Origin of the sequence: Massilia endophytica (assembly GCF_021165955.1) — a bacterium.
GTDB lineage: Bacteria > Pseudomonadota > Gammaproteobacteria > Burkholderiales > Burkholderiaceae_D > Rugamonas > Rugamonas endophytica.
This window is the reverse complement of record NZ_CP088952.1, coordinates 2,143,913-2,166,443: the sequence shown is the minus strand read 5'-3', so window position 1 is coordinate 2,166,443 and position 22,531 is coordinate 2,143,913. Positions and strand designations below refer to the sequence as shown.

General features: G+C 67.7%; 7 protein-coding genes. 5 read left to right on the top strand and 2 right to left on the bottom strand.

Translation table 11 applies throughout. From position 1 onward, the window contains the following. The first annotated feature begins 3 nt into the window (after window positions 1-3). The 5 genes from LSQ66_RS09620 (at window position 4) to LSQ66_RS09600 (ending at window position 3,573) form a co-directional block, all read left to right on the top strand. The gene (locus LSQ66_RS09620) at window positions 4-1,302 is read left to right on the top strand and encodes an ATP-binding protein (RefSeq protein WP_231770084.1); all 1,299 of its coding nucleotides are present in this window, start codon (window positions 4-6) and stop codon (window positions 1,300-1,302) included. Next, window positions 1,299-1,835, top strand: coding sequence for a response regulator transcription factor (locus tag LSQ66_RS09615; RefSeq protein ID WP_231769558.1), 537 nt, complete (start codon window positions 1,299-1,301; stop codon window positions 1,833-1,835). The genes LSQ66_RS09620 and LSQ66_RS09615 overlap by 4 nt, the downstream gene beginning before the upstream one ends. Before the next feature lie 96 nt (window positions 1,836-1,931). After that, window positions 1,932-2,354 (top strand): ester cyclase, encoded by a 423-nt coding sequence (locus tag LSQ66_RS09610; protein WP_231769557.1) that lies wholly within the window; start codon window positions 1,932-1,934, stop codon window positions 2,352-2,354. Further along, window positions 2,354-3,121 carry an AraC family transcriptional regulator gene (locus LSQ66_RS09605; protein ID WP_231769556.1) on the top strand — a complete coding sequence of 256 codons (768 nt, stop codon included), beginning with the start codon at window positions 2,354-2,356 and terminating at the stop codon, window positions 3,119-3,121. The genes LSQ66_RS09610 and LSQ66_RS09605 overlap by 1 nt, the downstream gene beginning before the upstream one ends. 35 nt (window positions 3,122-3,156) lie before the next feature. Next, window positions 3,157-3,573: a carboxypeptidase regulatory-like domain-containing protein gene (locus tag LSQ66_RS09600; RefSeq protein ID WP_231769555.1), complete on the top strand. Its 417-nt coding sequence runs from the start codon at window positions 3,157-3,159 to the stop codon at window positions 3,571-3,573. Here the strand turns inward: LSQ66_RS09600 and LSQ66_RS09595 are convergent. Continuing rightward, window positions 3,560-4,897 carry an MFS transporter gene (locus tag LSQ66_RS09595; protein ID WP_231769554.1) on the bottom strand — a complete coding sequence of 446 codons (1,338 nt, stop codon included), beginning with the start codon at window positions 4,895-4,897 and terminating at the stop codon, window positions 3,560-3,562. The genes LSQ66_RS09600 and LSQ66_RS09595 overlap by 14 nt on opposite strands. Next, window positions 4,894-22,530 carry a non-ribosomal peptide synthase/polyketide synthase gene (locus LSQ66_RS09590; protein WP_231769553.1) on the bottom strand — a complete coding sequence of 5,879 codons (17,637 nt, stop codon included), beginning with the start codon at window positions 22,528-22,530 and terminating at the stop codon, window positions 4,894-4,896. The genes LSQ66_RS09595 and LSQ66_RS09590 overlap by 4 nt, the downstream gene beginning before the upstream one ends. Window position 22,531: the final 1 nt, after the last annotated feature.

Genomic DNA, 22,531 nt, shown 5'->3' with positions numbered 1-22,531 from the left:
AAAATGAAGCAGGAAGCCAGCGGCGCCGGGGCGCGGGAAGCGGCCGGGCACAAGAACATGATGCAGCTGATCGAGCTGCGCTGGATAGCGGTGGTCGGCCAGATCACCACCATTGCCACCGCCATGCTGGGCTTCGGTCTGCAGCTGCCGCTGGTGCATATGCTGGAGGTGCTGGCCTGCCTGATCGCCTTCAACATCGCCAGCCACCTGCGCTGGCACGAGAGCCGCGCCGTCAGCAACAGCGAGATCCTCCTGGCCCTGCTGGTCGATGTGGGAACGCTCACGGCCCAGCTTTACCTGAGCGGCGGCGCGAGCAATCCCTTCGCCTTCCTCTACCTGCTGCAGGTCATTCTGGGCGCGGTGCTGCTCGAAGCCTGGTCCACCTGGGTGATCGTGCTGGTGACCTCGCTCTGCCTCGCTGGCCTGGCGCTCTTCTCCAAGCCGCTGCCCCTGCCCATCGATTACGAGCGCGGCATCGAAAGCCTCTACGTGCAGGGCATGCTGATCTGCTTCATGCTGATCGCGGCGCTCCTCGTCGTTTTTATCACCCGCATTTCGCGCAATGTGCGCGCGGGCGATGCGCAGCTGGCCCACCTGCGCCAGCGGGCGGTGGAAGAGGAGCACGTGGTGCGCATGGGCCTTCTCGCCTCCGGCGCGGCGCATGAACTGGGCACGCCGCTGGCGACGCTATCCGTCATCCTGGGCGACTGGCGGCGCATGCCGGAATTCCGGGGCAACCCGGAACTGCTGGAGGAGATCGGCGAGATGGAAACGCAGCTCAAGCGCTGCAAGGCCATCGTCAGTGGCATCCTGCTGTCGGCGGGCGAGGCGCGCGGCGAATCGTCGACCAGGACCACGATCAACACTTTCCTGGACGGCCTGGTGGAGGAGTGGCGCGACAGCCGTCCCGTAAAGTCCTTCAGCTACGAGAACCGCATCCGCCAGGACATGCCCGTGGTGTTCGATTCCGCCCTGAAGCAGATGATCTGCAACGTGCTCGATAACGCGCTGGAAGCCTCCCCCGGATGGGTGGGCATGGAGGCGACGCGCGCAGACGGCCATGTGACCCTGCGCGTGACCGACACGGGGGCGGGCTTCGAGCCCGCCATGCTGGAGGACTTCGGGCGTCCCTACCAGTCCAGCAAGGGCAAGCCGGGCGGTGGACTGGGTCTCTTCCTGTCCGTGAACGTGGCGCGCACCCTGGGCGGAACGGTCAGCGCGCGCAACCGCAGCGAGGGTGGGGCGGAAGTGCTGATAAGCTTACCCCTTTCGGCGATCGCGCTGGATGAGGAGAAGGCATGAGCGAAGAGCGGGTACTGCTGATCGTGGAGGACGACGAAGCCTTCGCGCGCACCCTGAGCCGCTCCTTCGAACGGCGCGGCTACAAGGTCCTGCTGGCGGCCACGCTGGACGAGGCCAGCGCGCTGGTGGAACACAATCGTCCCGGCTACGCGGTGGTGGACCTGAAGCTGAAGGGCAACGCCTCGGGGCTGGCCTGCGTGCAGATGCTGCACCAGCACGACCCGGCCATGCTGATCGTGGTGCTGACCGGTTACGCCAGCATCAACACCGCCGTGGAGGCGGTGAAGCTGGGCGCCTGCCAGTATCTCGCCAAGCCTTCCAACACGGACGATATCGAGGCCGCCTTCGGCCACGTCGCGGGCGCCGCGGATGTGGAGGTGACGAACCGCACCACCTCCGTCAAGACCCTGGAATGGGAACACATTCACGCCGTGCTGGCGGAAACGGAATTCAATATCTCCGAAGCGGCCCGCCGCCTCGGCATGCACCGGCGCACCCTGGCGCGCAAGCTGGAGAAGCAGCGGGTGAAGTAGGGCTGCAGTTCTGGCGCGGAGTGGACAGGAACTGGCGCAGACGATGTATCCCGCGCCGGAGCACCATTTCTACAATGGTGCATTTGAGGAGGTCTTATGCAGTCCAATGTCGATATCGCGCTGCGTTTCATGGACGAAGTGTGGGCGCGGCGCCAGCCCGGCGCCGTGCACCGGTTTGTATCCCCCATGTTCACCGATCACGCCTATGGCGACGGAGGCGCGAACGCCCATGTCCGCATGGCGGAAACCTTCAACGCAGCCTTCAGCTCGTCGGAGCATAAGGTGGAACAGGCGGTGGAGCAGGATGGGCTGGTTATCCTGAGGCTCTGTGTGTCGGCGCAGCATACGGGGGAATTTCGCGGCCGCGCGCCCAGGGGAGCCGCCATACGGGTGCAGCAGTACCGCAGCTTCCGCATCCGCGCCGGTCTTGTGACTGACCACTGGGCTTTGCTGGACACCGCCGCGCTGCTGCGCCAGATCGATGAAGCCGCGCCACCCCGGCACGGAGGCCTTGGCTGATGCCTTCCCACGCATTCAGCAGGCAGTTCGAAGAACCTTTCGACACGGGGCCGCGCAGCTTCGGGCAGCCCTACCTGCTGTATGCCGCCGCGGGCGCCTTTCACCTTGAGGCGGAACACCGGAGCTGGCTGCTGCCTCCGCACCGGGCCGCCCTGATCCCTGCCGATACGCCGATCCGCGTTTCCAGCGCTGGCCCCGCCGCATCGGCCTCCGTGCTGTTCGAGAGGGGAACGGAGATAGGCGCCACGTCCTGCGTGGTGTTCACCGTTACGCCGCTGTTGCGCGAAATGGTTGCCTATTCCGGCCGCTGGGATCAGGATTCGGCAGCGGCCGATCCGCGCGCGGAGCCTTTCTTCCAGGTGCTGGCCAGCCTTGCGCGGGAGGCTGCGAGCATCCCGGATACGCTCTGGTTTCCATGTGCCGCATCGGAGGAACTGCGCCGGGCAATGGCATATACGGTGGCGCACTTTTCCGAGCCCTTGAGTCTTGCGCAGGTGGCGGAAGCCGCTTCCGTGTCTGCGCGCACCCTGAACCGGCGTTTCGCGGACGAGGCGGGGATGTCCTGGACCAGCTTCCTGCTGCGTGTGAGGGTGGTGCGCGCCACCGAAGCGCTGCTGACAACGCGGCAGACGGCCGCCGAGATTGCGTACGCTCACGGCTTTGGCAGCGCGAGCCGGTTTGCCCAGGCCTTCCGGAGCGTGACCGGCGCCAGCCCCGGCGAATTCCGCCGTCCGAGCCGTGCGGCCGCGCGCGGCGGACTGGGCTAGAATTTCCGCATGCCCTTGCCGTGAAGGAGAGAACGATGTTGCCAGGACGTCTTATCGCCATCCCGCTGCTCTCGCTGGCCATGACCGGCCACGCAGCGGCCCAATCGGCCCCCGCTACCGATCTGTTGACAGGGAGCAGCAACGGCACGCCATTCGTTTCAGGAGGCGTCGGCCAGGAGCAGCAGGCGGCCATCAAGGCGCTGCGCGCCGACTACAACCTGCTCCTCACTTTCGCCAACAAGAGCGGCGAATACCGCGCCAACGTGGAAGTCGCAGTGCTGGACCAGGCAGGCAATGTGCGCTTTGCCGAGAACAAGGCCGGGCCGCTGCTCTATATGCGGCTGGCGCCCGGCAGCTACCGCGTGGACGCCCGTTCGGAAGGCGTTCAGCAGACCCGCCAGGTATCGGTTCCGGCCGGCGGCCAGCGCGAGCTGGCCTTCACCTGGGACTGAGCGCCTCCTGCACTGGCGCCGCATCGAGGCGGCGCAGCGCCGGATGGAGCAGGGCGCCCGCCGCTACCAGAACACTCAGCACGCCCCCAATGGCGAACATGAGCGCGATGCCCTGCGCCTTCGGGCCGCCCGCGCCGAAACGCAGCACTTCGGTCCAGGCGGCGCCGGATGCCAACAGCGGCGCGAAGACTTCATCGGCCAGCAGGCCTCCCACAATGGCCGCCAGCGGAGCGGCGGCCGACATGAGCGCGCCGTTGAGGGAGAAGATGCGGCCCTGCATTGCGTCCGGCACCGTAAGCTGCCAGAAGGTCTGGTAGGCCGAAAGCCGCAGCGCCACGCTGGCCATGGCCGCAAACATGGCCGCCGCCAGGGCCGCCTTGCTGCCCGCTGCGCCCAGCAGCACGATGGCGATGCCGAACAGGATGTCGAGCACCAGCATGGCAGGCACCAGGCGCTTCGGCAGGCCGAAGGCGGCCACCGCCAGGGAGCTGGCCAGCAGGCCCGCCGAGCCCGCCGACTGTATCCAGGCCAGGGTGGCGGGCGTCTGCGTCGCAAGCGCCAGGGGCACGAAGAGCGTCATGGCAAGGCTGCGCAGGAAGCAGACTGCCGTGCCGTAAGCGGTAAGGAAGGCCAGCGCGGGCTGGCGCCACAGGTAGCGCAGGGCCTCGCCGAAAGCCTTGAGGTCCGTGCCGCCGTGCGCCTGCGCAGGTTCGCGCCGCGTGGGGAAGCGGATCAGCAGAAGCGGCAGCAGCGCCAGGAGCAGGATGGCTGCGCCACCGGCGAGCAGGCTGGCGAGTCCCGCTGCTGCCATGACGGCGGCTGCCACCATGGGCGACAGCATCAGGACCACTGAACTGCCTGTTCGCAGCATGCCGAGCAGGCGCGCGAAATGGCGCCGTGGCAGCATGGCTCCCAGCGCCGCCTGGTAGGCGGGAACGCGATAGGCCAGGCTCACCGAGAACACGGCATTGACGGCGTAGATATGCCACAGCTGCAAGGCCTCCTGCCATAGCAGGGCTGCCGTCAGCACGAGCAGCAGCAGCTCCACGCAGTCGGCGGCCAGGATCACGAGGCGCCGGTCCGCGCGGTCGGCCGTGGCGCCGCCCCAGGGCGCGGCCAGGAGTCCCGGCACGACGGCGCAGACCAGGATGGCGGAGAATTCCAGCGCCGAGCCGTTGCGCTCGTAGGTCCAGATGCCGAGCCCGAACTCCGTGGCCGTGACGACCAGCATCGTCAGCAGCTGGCCGAGCCAGATCAGCACACCTTGCCGCAGTGGCAGCGCGGGCGCCGCGGCCGCGGTGTTTGCGATGGCCGCATCGCTCATGCCTGGCCTCCTTCCTGCCACACGCCTTGCAGCATCGCCGCCAGGCTCGCCGCATGGTCCTTGTCCATCAGGGTCATGTGGTTGCCCGGAGTCTGCAGTACCTTCAATGCCGGTGCATAGCTGCGCCATTCGCCCGCCAGGCGTTCCATGTCCGCCGCCAGCGCCGCCTTGCGGGCAGCGGAAGGATTGGCAGCCATCAGCAGCACTGCCGCATCGGGATAAGGCCGCGCGGGGGCATACAGCGTATTGAGGTTGGCGTGGAAAACGCGGGCCATGGCCTGGATCGGCGCGAGCGGTACGCGGGCCGAGATCAGGCCCACGGACGCCATCTTCTCGTGCAGCAGTGCGACCGCGGGCGCTTCGGACAGCCCGGCCAGCGCCGCTGCATCGATGCCCATTGGACGCCCCGCGCCTTCTTCCAGTACGAGGGCAAGGCGCAGCACCGAATCGGCGAAGCTGCCTTGCGACAGCGGCGCGGCCACCTGATAAGGGCCGCTGGCGTCGATCAGAGCGAGGGGAGCGCGCGAGCGGCCGGCCGCCTTGAGCTGAAGCGCCATCTCGAAGGCGATCTTCGCGCCGAAGGAGTGGCCCGCGAGCTGCAATGGGTGGTCCTTCAGCACCGGCAGGATGGCCGCCACATAGCGCGCGGCCGTGAGCTGGACGCTGGCCGAAGGCGCGCCTCCATCCAGGCCGCTGGCCTGCAGGGCATAGACCGGAACCGTTGGGCCGAGGGCGTGCGCCAGATGCGCGAAGCCCGCGACGCTCGCCCCTGCGCCTGGCACCAGGAAGACCGGCGCAACGCCAGTGGCGCCGGGCTGCAGCATGACCAGGCAGTCCGGCGTTTCGCCTGCTGAGGCTTCGCGCTGGACCTCGCCCGCGCTGCGCAGGCTGTGGCTGACCGCCGCCGCTACGTGCTGCACATGCGGTCTCTGCATCAACGTCGAGTGTTCGCCCGGTACGGGCAGCACATGGAGCGGATAGGACGACAGGCTGCTCCAGGTGGCCTCAACCCGTTCATGCTGGGTAAAGATGTGCAGCGCGGCGTCCAGCGGACGGGGACGGTAGCTGGTGGTGGCCTGCAGGTTGGCGATGATGACCTGCAGATAGTCCTCCAGTTTGCCCGGCGTGATGGCGCCGTCGCGGCGGCAGCGCGCGATGAACCATGGCAGGCGGTCCGCTTCCGGAATTGCCGCCACTTCCTCCTCGTCGATCTTGAGGTAGACCATGGTGCCCAGCGTCTTGATCCAGCGCGGGCTGTGGGGAACGGCCATCTGGTCCGAGGCCAGGAAGGCGTCCACCAGGCCCACGAACTCCACTTCCTCGCCGAGCTCGCGCAGGCAGTGCGCCATCTCGAAGGCAATGCTGCCGCCGGAGGAGTAGCCGAGCAGGCGGTAGGGGCCCTGCGGCTGGTGATCGCGCAGGGCCGCCACATAATGGGCGGCCATGGCCTCGACGGAGGCCAGCGGCTCCGCTTCGCCGAACTGGCCGATGGATTGCAGCGCATAGACCGGCTGGTCCGGGCCCAGAAAGCGCGCCAGGTCGGCGTAGTAGAACACCGTTCCACCCAGGGCGTGCACCACATAGAGAGGCCGCTGGCTGCCCTCAGGCTTGAGCGGCACCAGGCAGCTGTTGGTGGTGTGGCCCGAGGGCGCGCTGTCCGCGAGCAGGCCGCCAAGGCGGGCGATGGTGGGATGCTCGAACAGGGAATTCAGCGGCAGCTCGGCGCCCAGGTCCGCCTTCAGGCGGCCCACCAGGCGCACGGCCGTCAGGGAATGCCCGCCCAGGGCGAAGAAGTCGTCGTGAATGCCGACCGGACCGGTGCCGAGCAGTGATTCCCAGATCTCCGCGAGCTGCCATTCCAGCGGGTTGCGCGGCGGTTTGTAGCCGCCGGTTTCGCCGCCATGATCGGGCGCGGGCAGGGCCTTGCGGTCGATCTTGCCGTTCGGCGTGAGCGGCAGCCGGTCCAGGGTGACGATCGCAGCAGGCACCATGTAGTCCGGCAGCTGCGCCGCCAGTGTGCTGCGCAATTCGGCAGCCTGCGCCTGGCCCGTGACGTAGGCCACCAGCTTACGGTCGCCTTCGCGGTCTTCGCGCAGCATGACATAAGCCTCCTGCACCCCTTCGCAGGAGACCAGGCGGTGTTCAATCTCGCCCGGCTCGATGCGGAAGCCGCGCAGCTTGACCTGGAAGTCCGTGCGCCCCAGGTAATCGATGGTGCCGTCCGGCAGCCAGCGCGCCAGGTCGCCCGTGCGGTACAGGCGCCCTTCGGAGAAGGGATCGGGAATGAACTTCTCCGCCGTGAGCTGCGGGCGGTTCAGGTAGCCGTGCGCGATCTGCGGACCGCCTGCGTGCAGTTCGCCCGCAATGCCGACCGGCGCCGGGTTGCCGTGGCGGTCCAGGATGTACAGGCGCGTGTTGGCGGTGGGGCCGCCGATGTGGATACGCGCCGCATCCGCCTCAAGCGTTGCGCCGCTGACGCAGACCGTCGCTTCCGTGGGACCGTAGGCATTGATGAAGCGCCTGCCGGGCGCCCAGGCCGCAAGCATGGCGGGCGGGCAGGCTTCGCCCGCGCTGACCAGCACTTGCAGGTCCGGGAGGTTCTCCGCTGGCGTCAGCGTGAGCACCGCCGGGGGCAGCGTGGCGTGGCTGATACGGGCCTTGCGCAGGGTGGCGGCCAGCATCTCGCCCGCCATCAGCTCCTCGCGCGGCGCCAGCACCAGCGTGGCGCCTGAGGACAGGGCGCCCGCAATTTCCCACACGGCGGCATCGAAACTGAGCGATGCAAACTGCAGCACGCGGCTGCCGGGTTCCAGGCCGAGCAGGCGCGCCTGCGCCGCCGCCATATTGCACAGGCCTTCGTGGTGCAGCAGCACGCCTTTCGGCTGGCCCGTGGAGCCAGACGTGTAGATGACGTAGGCGCGGCCCTGCGGCGCGCACGGCCAGCCAGGGTTGCCTGCATCGTTTCCGTCCCACAGGGCTGCGTCGCTGTCCAGGCAGATCTTCGCTGGAACGGCGAAGCGCTGCGCGAGGTCCGAATGCGTCAGCAGCACCTTCAGGCCAGAGTCCTGCAGCATGAAGTCCAGCCGGTCCTGCGGATAGGAAGGGTCGAGCGGAACATAGGCGCCGCCTGCCTTCATGACCGCCAGGATGGCAATCACCGCGTCCATGCCGCGTTCCATGGCGATACCGGTAAGCGCGCCGTCCTGCACGCCCGCCTTGCGCAGGTGGCGTGCAAGGCGGTTGACGCGCGCATTGATCTCGGCATAGGAGCAGCGCTGTCCCTGCCACTCCAGGGCAATGGCGTCTGGCGCAGCGGCAGCGCGGATTTCGACGGCCGCATGCAGGGGCGGAGATGGCTGAACGCCGGGAACCGCATTGAACTGCACCAGCAGCTGTTCGCGTTCCAGTGCAGGCAGAACGCCCAGTGCGCCGATCTCCTGTGGCGATCCCTGTTCCAGCGCCGCCGCCAGTGCCTCCAGCGCCGTGCAGACGAAGGAGCAGACGCGCTGGGCGCTTTCGGAAGCATCCACGTGGGCGGAGACAACGAAGTCGCTGCCGATATCGTCGACGATGAGCGAGACCGGGTAGTTCGAGCGCTCCTGGCCGGAGATCCAGGTGAGGCCCTGATTGGCGGAATGGTTCGGAGCATCTCCGCCGTCGCTCACGGCGGCGTGGCGGTAGTTGAGCACCGAGGAGAACAGCGGCGTACCGCGCGGGACGCCGCTGCAGCGCTGCGCCAGGGCAAGCGACGCATGCTCATGGCGCAGCAGGCCGCTGAGCGCATCGTGGGCTTGTCGCAGCGCGGTCGCGGCGTCCCTGCCACGCAGGCTGACCTTGAGGGGCAGGGTGTTGATAAAGAGACCCATGGTGCGGTCGGCGCTTTCGCCCGCTTGCATGCGGCCGAACAGCACCGTGCCGAATACCACGTCTTCGCGGCCGGACAGCACCGCGAGCACCTGCGCCCAGGCCAGGTGGAACAGGCTGGCCGTGCTGACGCCCGCCTTGCGGGCAACGTTGCGCAGGCGGATGCCCAGGTCGGCGCCGGTGCGCTGCCAGGCAACCTGGATCGCGCTGCCGTCGCCCTGTACGTCCGACAGGCCGAAGGGAGCGGTGGTTTCGTCAACGTCTCCGAGCATGGCTCGGAAGTAGTCCTCATGTTCGCTCTCGCTGATGCCCAGCTTCGCGGTGGCGACGAAGTTGCGGAACGGCGCGGCGGGCGGCAGCTCATGGCCGCGGCCTGCGTGGAAGGCGGCGATCTCCTCGTCCAGCAGGTGCATGGTGGTGTGGTCGCCCAGCATATGGTGCTGCCAGACCAGCATGAGCCAGCGGCCGTTCCCGGGGTCGTGCGCAGCGAAGATGTGCATCATCGGCGCCTTGCGGACATCGAGGCGGTTGCGCTGCGGGTTGCAGCGTGCGCGCAACTGGTCTGCCACCGGCCCCGCGGACGGATCGAAGCTGAGTTCTTCGACTTCCAGCGCCACATCGCGCCAGACCACCTGCACCGGCTGGGGCAGGCCTTCCCAGAGCACTGCCGTGCGCAGGATGTCGTGGCGCGCAATGACCTTGCGCAGAGCGCCGATATGGGCGTCGAGCTGCTCGCGGCTGTCGAACGCCGCCAGCTGGGCGCCCAGATACACGTCGCCTTCCTCGGCCAGCATGTAGTGGAACAGGATACCTTCCTGCAGCGGCGCGAGCGGATAGATATCCTGGATATTGGCCATGCCGCCTTCTACCGCTGCGGCGATGGCGTCGATATCGGCCTGCTGCAGCGTCACCAGCGGCAGCATATCGGGCGTGATGCGACGGCAGTCCGCAGGAATCAGGTTCGGCGGAACCTCGACCTGGCTGTCGGCGCTGCCTGCCGCTGCGGCCAGCGCCGCAATGGTCGGCGTCGCGAACAGCGTGCGCACGTCGGCCTGCACGCCCTGGCGGCGCATGCGTTCGATCAGGCTTACAGCAAGCAGGGAGTGACCGCCCAGTTCGAAGAAGTTGTCGTGGCGGCCCACGCGCTCCGCCTTCAGCACATCGGCCCATAGCGCGGCGAGCATGGTCTCCGTTTCGCCCTGCGGCGCCACGAAGGCGGCGCCGGATTGGGCTTCGGGCTTGGGCAGGGCCTTGCGGTCGATCTTGCCGTTGGCTGTCAGCGGGAATGCTTCCAGCACCACAATGGCCGATGGCAGCATGTAGTCGGGCAGCCTGTCCTTGAGCCATGCGCGCAGCACAGCGCTGTCGGGCGCGTCCCCGCGCACATAGGCGGTCAGGCGCTTGTCGCCCGGCTGGTCCTCCCGCACCATCACCAGCACCTCCTGCACAGACGGATGCCCGGCCACGCTGTTCTCGATTTCGCCCAGCTCGATGCGGAAGCCGCGCAGCTTGACCTGGAAGTCGGCGCGGCCCAGGAACTCCAGGCGGCCATCCGGCAGCCAGCGCGCCAGGTCGCCGCTGCGGTACATGCGGGCTCCCGTTCCGCTGCTGAACGGGTCCGGCAGGAAGCGCTCGGCGTTCAGTTCCGGGCGGTTCAGGTAGCCCATCGCGACCTGCACGCCGCCGATATGGAGCTCGCCCGCCACACCCTGCGGTACTGGCTGGCCATGGGGATCGAGCAGGTAGATGCGCGCGCCGGGCAGGGGGCGGCCAATGGTGACGGCGCTTCCGGGTATCAGGTCGCCCATGGTGGCGCACACGGTGGCTTCGGTTGGCCCGTAGGCGTTGATCATGCGGCGGCCTGCGCCCCAGCGCTCGGCGACTGCGGCGGGGCATGCTTCGCCCGCAGTGACGAGCACGCGCAGCGCTTGCAGGCCGTCCGGCGAGGTAAGGGAGAGCGCGGCCGGCGGCAGCGTGGCATGGCTGACGCGCTGCGCGGCCAGCAGGCGGGCAAGCGGCTCGCCGGGCATGATCTCGTCGCGGGAAGCCAGCACCAGGGTGGCGCCAGCCGCCAGCGTGCAGCCGATCTCCGATACGGCAGCGTCGAAACTGGAGGACGCGAATTGCAGCACGCGGCTGTTCTCATCGATGCCGAAGCCCTCGATTTGCGCCAGCACGAGGTTGCGCAGGCCGCCATGATGCAGCTGCACGCCCTTTGGCAGGCCCGTGGAGCCGGAAGTGTAGATCACATAGGCGCGGCTGTCGGCAGCCGGTGCGCCGTCCAGGTTTTCGTCCGGCTGGTCCCGCCATTGCGCCGCGTCACGGTCGCAGCACAGGGCCGGAATATCCTGCGGCAGTACCTGCAGCAAGGCTTCGCTGGTCAGAACAAGGGGCAGGTCTGCATCCGAGGCCATGAAGGCAATGCGTTCCGCCGGATAGGACGGATCGAGCGGCACGTAGGCTCCGCCAGCCTTCATGATGGCGAGAATCGCCACCACCATGTCCATGCCGCGTTCGAAGCACACGCCTGCCAGCTGGCCCTCGCCAATGCCAAGACTGCGCAGGTGGCGCGCAAGCTGGTTGGCTTTGCGGTTCAGTTCCACGTAGCTCATTGCCTGCCCAGCCATCTGCAAGGCCGTGGCCTGCGGGCGGCGTGCAGCCTGCCGCTCGAACAGTTCGTGCATCGCAGGTCCCGCGGCGAATGCAGGCGCCTGATGGCTGAACTGGCCCAGCAGCTGCTGCCACTCTTCCGGCGCCAGCATGTCCAGCTCCGCCAGGGGCAGGGCCGGGGCGGCGGCGGCAGCATCGAGCAGGCGCACGAAGCGTTGCGCCATGCGCTCCACGGTGGCTGCGTCGAACAGTTCGATGTTGTAGGCGAGGCGGCCGCCGAGCGTGTCGCCGTCGCTCATGGACAGGGTCAAGTCGAAGTTGATGCTGCTGTCTTCACTGCCTTCGAGCGCCTGGCCGGCTTTCAGGCCGGGCAGGGTGAATTCGGCGTCCGCATTGTTCCGGAGGACGAACATGACCTGGAAGAGCGGGCTGTACGCAGTGCTGCGTTCCGGGTTGAGAGCAGTGACCAGCTGCTCGAACGGCAGGTCCTGGTTGTCGTAGGCGGCCAGGCAGGTGTTGCGCGTCTGCGCCAGCAGCGTTTCGAAGCTGGCAGCGGCGTCGATGCGGTTGCGGATGACGAGGGTGTTGGCGAAGAAGCCGATCAGGTTCTCCAGCTCATGCCGGTTGCGGTTGGCGATCGGCGTGCCGAAGGCCACGTCGTCCTGGCCGCTGTGCCGGGACAGCAGGAGCGAGAAGGCGGCGGACAGCGTCATGAAGAGCGTGGCGCCGTGCTTCTGGCTGAGCTGGCGGAGGCGGGCGCTCAGGGCTGGCGTGAGTTCGAAACTGTGCACCGCCCCAGCGTGGCCGCGCACGGCGGGGCGGGGACGGTCCGTCGGCAGCGTGAGGAGCGGCGGCAAGCCATCCAGCTCCCTGGCCCAATGTTCCAGCTGGCGCTCGAGCACTTCGGCCTGGGCGGCGCTGCGCTGCCAGGCTGCGTAGTCCGCGTACTGGATGGCGAGTGGCGGCAGGGAAGCGGCGCCCCCTTCCAGGAAGGCGGTGTACAAGGCGCCAAGTTCGCGAACGAGAATGCCCATGGACCAGCCGTCGCTGACGATATGGTGCATGGTGACCGATAGTACATGTTCGTCCTCGCCAAGGCGCAGCAGCTCCGCGCGTATGAGTGGGCTGCGGTCCAGCGCGAAACCATCCGCGACCTGGGCCAGCAAGTGGCGTTGAAGCGCGGCCTTTCGTTCGTTCGGAGGGAGGTTGCCGAGGTCCGTCAGCGGCAGGGGCAGCGCCAATTGCGTGGCGATCGCCTGCACGGCCTGGCCGTCGCGGCTGACGATGGCGGTCCGCAGGGGCTCATGGCGGTCCACGATGGCCTGCAAGGCGCGGTGCAGGCAGCCGACATCGAGCCTGCCTTGAAGCCGCAGCGCCATTGGAATGACATAGCTTGCCTTGGCGGCGCCATTGCCTGCGCCCTCGAACTGGTCGAGGAACCAGAGGCGCTCCTGGGCAAAGGAGGCAGGCAGGGCCTGGCTGCGTGGCTGCGGCAGAATGGGCGCCTGGCTAGCAGCGCCTTTGGCTGCGTCGATGGCGCGGGCGAGGTCTCCCAGCACCGGTGTCGCGAACAGCTGGGCGAGGCTGAGCTCCGCACCGAGGCGGCGCCGTATGCGGGAAACAAGCTGCGTTGCCAGCAGCGAGTGGCCGCCCAATTCGAAGAAGCTGTCCTCCATGCTCGGCTGGCCGCATTTCAGCACCTCGGTCACGGCATCCGCCACGGCCTGTTCGGTCAGCGTGCGCGGGGCAATATAGCGGGCGCCCGCCTGCACCTCCGGCACCGGCAGGGCCTTGCGGTCGATCTTGCCGTTCGGGGTGAGCGGGAAGACGTCGAGCACCATGAAGGCCGAAGGGACCATGTATTCCGGCAGGGTTTCCTGCAGGTGGGCGCGCAGGAGGGCGGCGTCCGGCACCTCTCCGGCGCGGACGGTGACGTAGGCTACCAGGCGCTGCACGCCCGGCTGGTCTTCACGCGCCATCACCAGCGCTTCGCGCACGGATGGGTGGCTCGCCAGGCGGCTTTCGATCTCGCCCAGTTCGATGCGGAAGCCGCGGATCTTGACCTGGAAGTCGCTGCGGCCCATATAGTCGATGGCGCCGTCAGGCAGCCAGCGCGCCCGGTCGCCCGTGCGGTACATGCGCGCGCCCGGCGTGGAATCGAAGGGATCGGGCAGGAACTTCTCGTCCGTCAGCGCGGGCTGGTTCAGGTAGCCGCGCGCGACCTGGATGCCGCCGATATACAGCTCGCCCGGCACGCCCACGGGAGCGAGGCCGCCTTGCCGGTCCAGCACATAGGCGCGCGTATTGGCGATCGGGCGGCCGATGGGGATGCGGCCGGGCGCATCGTCCGCACGCGCCGTCCAGGCGGTGACGTCGATGGTCGTTTCAGTGGGGCCGAACAGATTGTGCAGCGGCAGATGGGGCATGCGCCGGAAGAAGGTACGCGCCACTTCCTCGGACAGCGCTTCGCCGCCGCAAATGACGTGGCGCAGGGACGTGCAGCGCGCCAGGTCGGGCTCCTCGCAGATCAGGGCCAGCATGGTCGGAATGAACTTGACGGTGGTGATCTGGTGCTCGGCGATAGCCTCCACCAGATAGGCCGGATCCGCATGGCCGCCCGGGCGGGCGAACACGAGGCGCGCGCCGCACAGCAGGGGGCTCCAGAATTCCCAGAGGCCGCCGTCGAAGGCGAAGGCGGTCTTTTGCAGGATCCGGTCGTCCGCCTTGAGCTGCAGGTAGTCCTGCTTCCAGAGCAGGAAGTTGCGCAGGGAACGGTGTTCGACCATGACGCCCTTGGGCGTTCCGGTGGAGCCGGACGTATAGATCACGTAGGCGAGGTTGGACGGACCTGCGACAGGGGCCGGATCGTGGCCAGACGCATCGGCCCACGCGGCTGCATCGGTATCCAGGCACAGGGCCGGGCAGGGCGGGGCTGGGAGGGTGGGGAGCAACGCCTGCTGGGTCAGGAGAAGCGCGGCGCGCGTATCGGCAAGCAGGAAGGCGATGCGTTCGGCCGGATAGGCCGGGTCGATCGGCACATAGGCGCCACCGGCCTTGAGGACAGCCAGCAGGGCGACGATCATCTCCAGGCTGCGTTCCGCGCAGACGGCGACCAGCACGTCCGGGCCGACGCCGCGCGCCTGCAGGTGGTGGGCGAGGCGGTTGGCCTGGAGGTTGAGTTCCGCGTAGCTCAGGGTGGCGTCGCCGATCTGGGCGGCGATGGCGTCCGGCGTGCGGCGAGCCTGCGCTTCCACCATCTCGTGCACGCAGCCGTGGGCAGGGAAAGATACGGAGGTCGCGTTGAACTGGTCCAGCACGCGGCTGCGCTCTTGCGCCGGGAGAATGTCGAGGCCTTCGACGGCCTCGGCTCCGCCGTTCTCAAGGGAGCTCGCGATCTGGCCGAGGGCCGATTCCATCAGGTCGCAGATGCGTTCGGGATCGATACCTCCTTCGGCCTTGGCGCTGATGCCGAAGCGTTCGCCAAGGTCGTCCACGGCGAAGGAGAGAGGGAAGTTGCTCCGTTCATCGACGGAGAGGAGCTTCGCGCCGTTCTCCGGCGCCGCGCCCTGGGCCGGGAGCTTGCTGTGCCGGTAGTTGAACATGGTGGAGAACAGCGGCAGCGGCGCCTGCACGGCGCTGCAGCGCTGCGCCAGGGCCAGCGGCGCATGCTCATGGCGCAGCAGGCCGGCAAGCGCGCGATGCGTGCGCTGCAGGCTGTCGGCGACACCGGCTCCGTCGACCGTGACGCGGAACGGCAAGGTGTTGATGAAGAGGCCCATGTTGCGGTCAGCGCCGTCGCCGCCGTCCATGCGGCCGAACAGCACAGTGCCGAAGACCACGTTGGCATTGCCAGTCAGTTTGCTGAGCACGAGCGCCCAGGCCAGGTGGCACAGGCTCGCGGCGCCCACGCCCAGTTTGCGGCTGGCGGCGCGCACCCTCTGCGCCAAGTCGTTGCCCATCATGCGGCGCGCTGCCATGCTCTGCGAGCCATTGCGCATCACGTCGAGCATGCCGAATGGCGCTGTCGGCGTATCGACATCGCCCAGCATGGAGCGGAAGAAGGCTTCATGTTCTTCGCGCGTGATGCCGAGGCGGGTCTGCGCCACGAAGTTGCGGAAGGGGATGGGGCGCGGCAGTTCGTCCAGGCGGCCATCGTGCCACGCCTGGATCTCCTCATGCAGCACGTCCATCGTGGTATGGTCGCCCAGCAGGTGGTGCTGCCATGTGAGCAGCAGCCAGCGCGCATTGGCAGTGTCGTGCGCGGCGAACAGCTGCATCATCGGGGCCTGGCGCACCTCCAGGCGCTTGCGCTGGGGATCGCAGTGTGCGCGCAGCTGGTCCGCGACAGGACCGTTTTTCGAATCGAACTCCAGTTCGTGCAAGGCCAGCGGCGCCTCCCGCCACACCACCTGCACCGGCTCGGGCAGGCCTTCCCACACGACGGCGCTGCGCATGATGTCGTGACGGGCGATCACGGCACGCAGGGCCGCAACGTGGGCGTCCAGTTCCTCGCGATTGGCAAAGGCCGCGAGCTGCACACCGAGGTACACATCGCCTTCGCTTTCCAGCATGTGGTGGAACAGCATGCCTTCCTGGAGGGGAGCCAGCGGGTAGATGTCCTGGATATTGCCTGCGCCGCCCGGAACGGAAGCGGCAACCATGTCGATGTCGGCCTGGCTGAGCGCCACCAGCGGCAGCATGTCCGGGGTAATGCGCTCGCAGCCGGGCGGAATGAGGTTGGGAGGAACCTGCACGCTGCGCTGGCCGCCCGAAGCCGCGGCTAGAGCGGCGATGGTGGGCGTGGCGAACAGCGTACGCACGTCGGCCTGCACGCCCTGGCGCCGCATGCGTTCGATCAGGGAGACCGCCAGCAGGGAATGCCCGCCCAGTTCGAAGAAGTTGTCGTGGCGGCCGACGCGTTCCAGCTTGAGCACCTCGGCCCACAAGCCAGCCAGCAGTTCTTCGGTTTCGCCCTCCGGGGCTTCGAAGGTCGCACCACTGTCCATCTCCGGGTCGGGCAGCGCCTTTCGGTCGATTTTTCCGTTCGCCGTCTGCGGGAAGGCGTCGAGCAGCACGAAGGCTGCCGGGATCATGTAGTCCGGCAGCGCCGATTTCAGCGCCGTGCGCAGGGCCTCGCGCTCGATGCCGGTTCCGGCAACGTAGGCCACGAGCTGCATATCGCCGCGCGGCGACGGGCGGGCCAGGACCAGTGCTTCGGAAACGCCGGGGAAGGCTGCGAGGCGCTGCTCGATTTCACCCGGTTCGATGCGGAAGCCGCGGATCTTGACCTGGCTGTCCGCCCGGCCGAGATATTCGAGGGTGCCGTCGCGCCGCCAGCGGGCCAGATCGCCGCTGCGGTACATGCGGGCATCCTCCTGCCCGAACGGGTCGCGCAGGAAGACCTGTGCATCCAGTTCGGGACGTTTCAGGTATCCGGCCGCGACCTGCACGCCGGCGATATGGAGCCCGCCGGGGCAGCCGGGCGGCACCAGGCCGCCATGTGCGTCGAGCAGGTAGATTCGGGTGTTGGCCGCAGGACGGCCAATGGGGACGATGGCCTCATCGGGCTTCAGCAGCGGAATCCGGTGGCTGGCCGAGGTAATGGTGGCCTCTGTGGGGCCGTAGGCATTGAGCAGCACCTTCTTCGTCCCGAACAGGGCCTGCCAGGCCCGCACGGCCTGGGGCGACACCTCCTCGCTGCCCGCAACCATGAGGCGCAGGGCCGGCAGGGCATCCGGCTCTGCCAGCGATTCCGTCCAGCGGGTCCAGAAGGAAGCTGGGAGGTTCATCACGGTCAGGCCTTCCTTCGCGGCCCAGGCGGTGAACTCGCTCATGCTCTCTATCTGGGCGGAAGGCCGCAGCACCAGCGTCGCGCCGCTGGCGAGAGTTGGCCAGACCTCCTCGCCCACCATGTCGAAACCTGGCGCGGCGAACTGGAGAACGCGGTCCTTCGCGCCGAGCCCGAACAGCGCTATCGTTGCCTGGCAATGGTTGGCCAGCGCACGGTGCGGCACCATCACGCCTTTCGGCAGGCCGGTTGAGCCGGATGTGAAGATCACGTTCGCCAGTGACGAGACATCGGTGTCTCCTTCGCTTCTCAGCGCTTCGCCGGAAGCCGCGCTCGCGACATCGACGATGTGCCGCACGGACGGCGGCACGGCGATGCCCAGGCGGGACTGCGTCAACAGCACCGTGGCTCCCGTGTTCTCCAGCATGTAAGCGATGCGGTCGGCAGGGTACGCGGGATCGATGGGCACATAGGCGCCGCCAGCCCGTAGAACGGCGAGCATGGCAATCACCATCTCGGGACTGCGCTCGCAGCACACGGCGACGAGCGGGTTCTTTTCAACGCCAAGCGCCTGAAGCTGCGCCGCCAGGCCTCGGGACAGCCGTGCAAGCTCGCCGTAGCTGAGGTTCGCGGCTTCGCTTGCGATGGCGCAGGCTTCGGGGTTGAGTTCCGCCTGGCGCATGAACAGGCCGTGCACGGTGGCGCCGGCCTCGGTCTGGAGGTGGCTGTGGTTGAAGCGTTCGAGCAGCAGTTCGCGCTCGCCCGGCGCCAGCATGGGGAGCGCGTGCGGGGCCTGGTCCGCGTCTGCGCAGATGGCTTCCAGCAGCACGCCAAAGCGGGCGCCGAAGGCTTCGATGGTGGCCGCGTCGAACAGGTCGGTGTTGTAGTCGAAGATGCCGCTCAGCGTTCCATTCTGCTCGCTCATGGTGAGGCCGAGATCGAACTTGGCGCTGATGCCTTCGGTGCCGAAGTCCACGCTGCCCGCTTCCAGGCCAGCCAGGCCGCTGGCTGCGGAGCCGCCGCTGTGCAACGAGAATGTGACCTGGTACAGGGGGCTGTATGCCGTGCTGCGTTCAGGGTTGATGGCGCTCACCAGTTGCTCGAACGGCAGGTCCTGGTTGTCGTAGGCTTCCAGGCAGGTCTGCTTCATCTGCGCCACGAGGTCGCTGAAGCGCGGCACGCCTGAGAGGTCGGCTCGCAGCACAAGGGTATTGGCGAAGAAGCCGATCAGGCCTTCGATATCCTGGCGGTTGCGGTTGGCGACAGGCGTGCCGAAGACCAAATCGTCCTGGCCGCTGTGGCGGCCCAGCAGCACCGCAAAGGCTGCGGAGAGGGTCATGAAGGGCGTGGCGCCAAGGCGCTGGCTCAGCGCCTGGATGCCCTGTGCGACGGCGCCGGGCAGCACGAAACTGTGGCAGGCGCCCGCGTGGGTCTGGACTGCGGGCCGGGGACGATCGGTCGGCAAGGTGAGCAGCGGTGGCGATCCTGCAAGGCGGTTCACCCAATAGCTGCGCTGGCGGTCCAGGGCCTCCGCCTGTGCCGGGCTGCGCTGCCAGGCGGCGAAGTCGGCGTACTGCAGCGGCAGCGGCGGCAGCGGATCCGAGGCGCCTGCGATGTAGGCCGCGTACAGGGCTGCCAACTCGCGCGTAAGCACCTGGACAGACCATCCGTCGCTGACGATGTGGTGCATGGTGATGGTCAGCACATGCTCGTCGTGGGCAAGGCGCAGCAGCGCGGCGCGCAGCAGCGGCGCCGTGGCGAGGTCGAAACCCCTGCCGATTTCAAGGCTCAGGTGACGCTTCAGCGCTTCCTCCCGCTCGGACGCGCTGCGCACACTCAGGTCCGCAAGCGGAAGTTCCAGCGTGTGCTGTGCGGCGACCACTTGCGCCGGTGCGCCGTCGAGCGACACCACCGACGTACGCAGCGTTTCGTGACGGTCCACAATGGTCTGCAAAGCGCGCCGCAGGGCGGCCACATCGAGTGCACCGCGCAGGCGCAGGGCCACGGGAACGAGGTAGGCGGCGGAAGCGCCGCCGCCCGATGCGCGGTCGAACTGGTCCAGGAACCAGAGGCGCTCCTGGGCGAACGACGCGGGGAGCGGCTGGCCGCGCGGCACAAGGGGAATCGGCGCGAGGCGCGCGGTGCTTCCCAGCGTTTCGACAACTTTCGCGAGCTCGCCCAGTACCGGAGTGGCGAAGAGCTGGCCAAGGCCGAGCGGCACACCCAGGCTGGCGCGCAGGCGGGACACGAGCTGGGTCGCCAGCAGCGAATGGCCTCCCAGGTCGAAGAAACTGTCCCCCATGCTGATGCGCGGGAGCTGGAGCACCTGGCGCGCCGCTTCGGCAACAGCCACTTCGGCTGGGGTGACGGGTGCGATGAAGGATGCGGAGCCGAACTCCGGTGCAGGCAGGGCCTTGCGGTCCACCTTGCCATTCGGCGTGAGCGGGAAGGTGTCGAGAGCAATGACCGCTGCCGGAACCATGTACTCGGGCAGCTGGGATTTCAGCTGGTTGCGTAGCGCCTGGGTGTCGCAGGCTTCGCCGCGCACGTAGGCGACGAGGCGGTGTTCTCCGCTACGGTCCTCACGCACCATGACGAGCGCTTCACGCACACCGTCCTGGGCGCACAGTAGGTTCTCGATCTCGCCGGGTTCGATACGGAAGCCGCGCAGCTTCACCTGGAAGTCGATGCGGCCCAGGAAGTCGATATTCCCGTCCGGCAGCCAGCGTGCCAGGTCGCCGCTGCGGTACATAGTCGCACCGGAAACCCCGCCAAAGGGATCTGGCACAAACTTCTCACGCGTCAGGGACTCGCGGCGCAGGTAGCCGTGGGCCACCTGAACGCCGCCGATATGCAGCTCGCCAGCAACACCTTGCGGCACGGGGTTGCCATGGGCATCCAGGATGTACACGCTTACGCCGGGAACGGGACGGCCGATGGAAAGCGCCTGGCCCGGACGCAGTTCACCCATCGTGGCGCAAACGGTGTTCTCGGTCGGCCCGTAGGCGTTGATCATGCGGCGGCCCTGGCTCCACTGGGCTACCAGGGCCGGGGCGCAGGCGTCGCCTGCGGTGACCAGCACCTTCAGGTCAGGCAAGCCGGTGGATGGCGTCAGGGCCAGTGCAGCGGGCGGCAATGTGACGTGGGTGATGCGCTGGCTGGCCAGCAGGCCATGCAGCGCTTCGCCAGGCATCAGCTCTTCGCGCGACGCCAGCACCAGGGTGGCGCCAGAAGCGAGGGTACAGCCGATCTCCGAAACCGCGGCGTCGAAGCTTGGCGACGCGAATTGCAGCACGCGGCTGCCCGTCTCCAGATGGAAGCCCCGGCTCTGGGCCATGACGAGGTTGCGCAGGCCACCGTGGTGCAGCTGAACGCCCTTCGGCTTTCCGGTCGATCCGGAAGTGTAAATGAGATAGGCTGGCTGGTCCGCATTCACGGAAAGCTCCAGGTTCCCTTCCGCTTCACAGCTCCAGGATTCGGTGTCGGTGCGCAGTATCTGCGCGGTGGACGAGGGCAGGCGGTTCGCCAGCGCGTCCTGCGTGAGGATGAGCGACAGGGCTGCGTCTTCGGCCATAAAGGCAAGGCGCTCGGCGGGATAGGCCGGGTCCAGGGGCACATAGGCCGCACCCGCCTTCATGATGGCGAGGATGGCGGTGACGAGGTCCGGAGTGCGTTCGAAGCAGATACCCACCAGCGTTCCGCTGGCGCCCCGTGCATGCAGATGGTGCGCAAGGCGGTTGGCGCGCCGGTTCAGTTCCGCATAGGAGATCGTCTGTCCGCAGTGCTCCACGGCTGCCGCCTCCGGGTGGAGGCGAGCCTGCTCTTCGAACAGCTGGTGCATGAAGAGCTGCCCGGCTTCCTGCGGGGCGCCGTGCGCAAAGTCCTGCAGCAGTCGCTGGCGCTCTGCCGGGGTCAGGATATCGATCCCGGCCAATGGGCGGGAAGGCGTTGCGGCCATCACCTCCAGCAGCATCACGAAGCGCGCGGCCATGCTCTCGATGGTCTCGGCGTCGAACAGGTCGGCGGCGTAGCTGATGACCCCATCGATCACGCCCTGCTGTTCACCCATGGTGAGGGTGAGGTCATACTTGGCCGCGTCCGCCAGCTGGTCGGTATCCAGCGGCGTGACCGAAAGGCCGTCCATGCTGTATGCCGCCTCTGCGTTGTTCTGCAGGACGAACATGGTCTGGAAAATGGGGCTGTATGCGCGGCTGCGTTCAGGGTTCAGGGCTCCTACGAGCTGTTCGAAAGGCAGGTCCTGGTTGTCGAAGGCGGCCAGGCAGGTGTTCTTCATCTGCGCGACCAGGTCGTCGGCGGTGACGGCTGCGGCGACGTCCGCACGCAGCACAAGGGTATTGGCGAACAGGCCGATGAGGCCTTCAAGATCTTGCAGGTTGCGATTGGCGATGGGCGTGCCGAAAGCCAGATCGGTCTGTCCGCTGTGCCGCGAGAGCAGCAGCGCATACGCGGCGGAGAGCACCATGAAAAGGGTCGCGCCGTGCTTCTGCGCCAGCGACTTGAGCGCCTTGCTCAGCTCCGGCGACAGGCCGAAGCGGTGGCGGCCGCCCTTGTTGCCCTGTACTGGCGGGCGGGGGCGGTCGGTAGGGAGGGTGAGCAGCGGAGGCAGGCCGGCGAGCTGGCCGGTCCAGTAGTCCAGCTGCTGCGTGATGCGGGCAGATTGCTCCGGGTTGCGCTGCCACGCTGCGAAGTCGGCGTACTGGAATGGCAGCTGCGGCAAGGAAGGCTCCGCCGAAGCACGCAGCGCGGCATAGAGTGCGCTCAGCTCGCGCAGCAGGATGCCCCGCGACCAGCCGTCGCTGACGATGTGGTGCTGTATGACCAGGAGCGCATGGTGTTCTTCGTCCAGGCGCACGAGGCGCGCACGCAGGAGCGGGCCCTGGTCCAGGGCGAAAGGCGCCGCCGACAGCGCCGCAATTTCTTCCCGCAGTCGCGAAGCCTGTACTTCAGCGTCCAGTGTACCGAGATCGACAAGCGGAAAGTCGATCGGCGACGCAGGATGAACCTTTTGCATCGCGTGGGCTTCCCCCGCATGCAGGGTCGTTCGCAGCACTTCGTGGCGTGCAACGAGAGCGTTCAATGCACCATGCAGCGCAGCGGTATCGAGCTGGCCGCGCAGGCGCAGGAAAATGGGAGCGAGGTACTTTTCGGCGCCATGCGTGCCCGCATCGCGTTCGAGCTGGTCGATGAACCACAGCCGCTCCTGTGCGAACGATGCAGGCAGCAGGCCTTCGCGCGAGCCCGCGGGCAGGGCGCAAGGCCCCTGCTTTCCGTTCTCCGCGGCTTCGGCCATCAGCAGCGCGATCAGCTCCTGCTGCAGTTCGTTCAGTTCATTCGTATCGTTCAGTTCCATT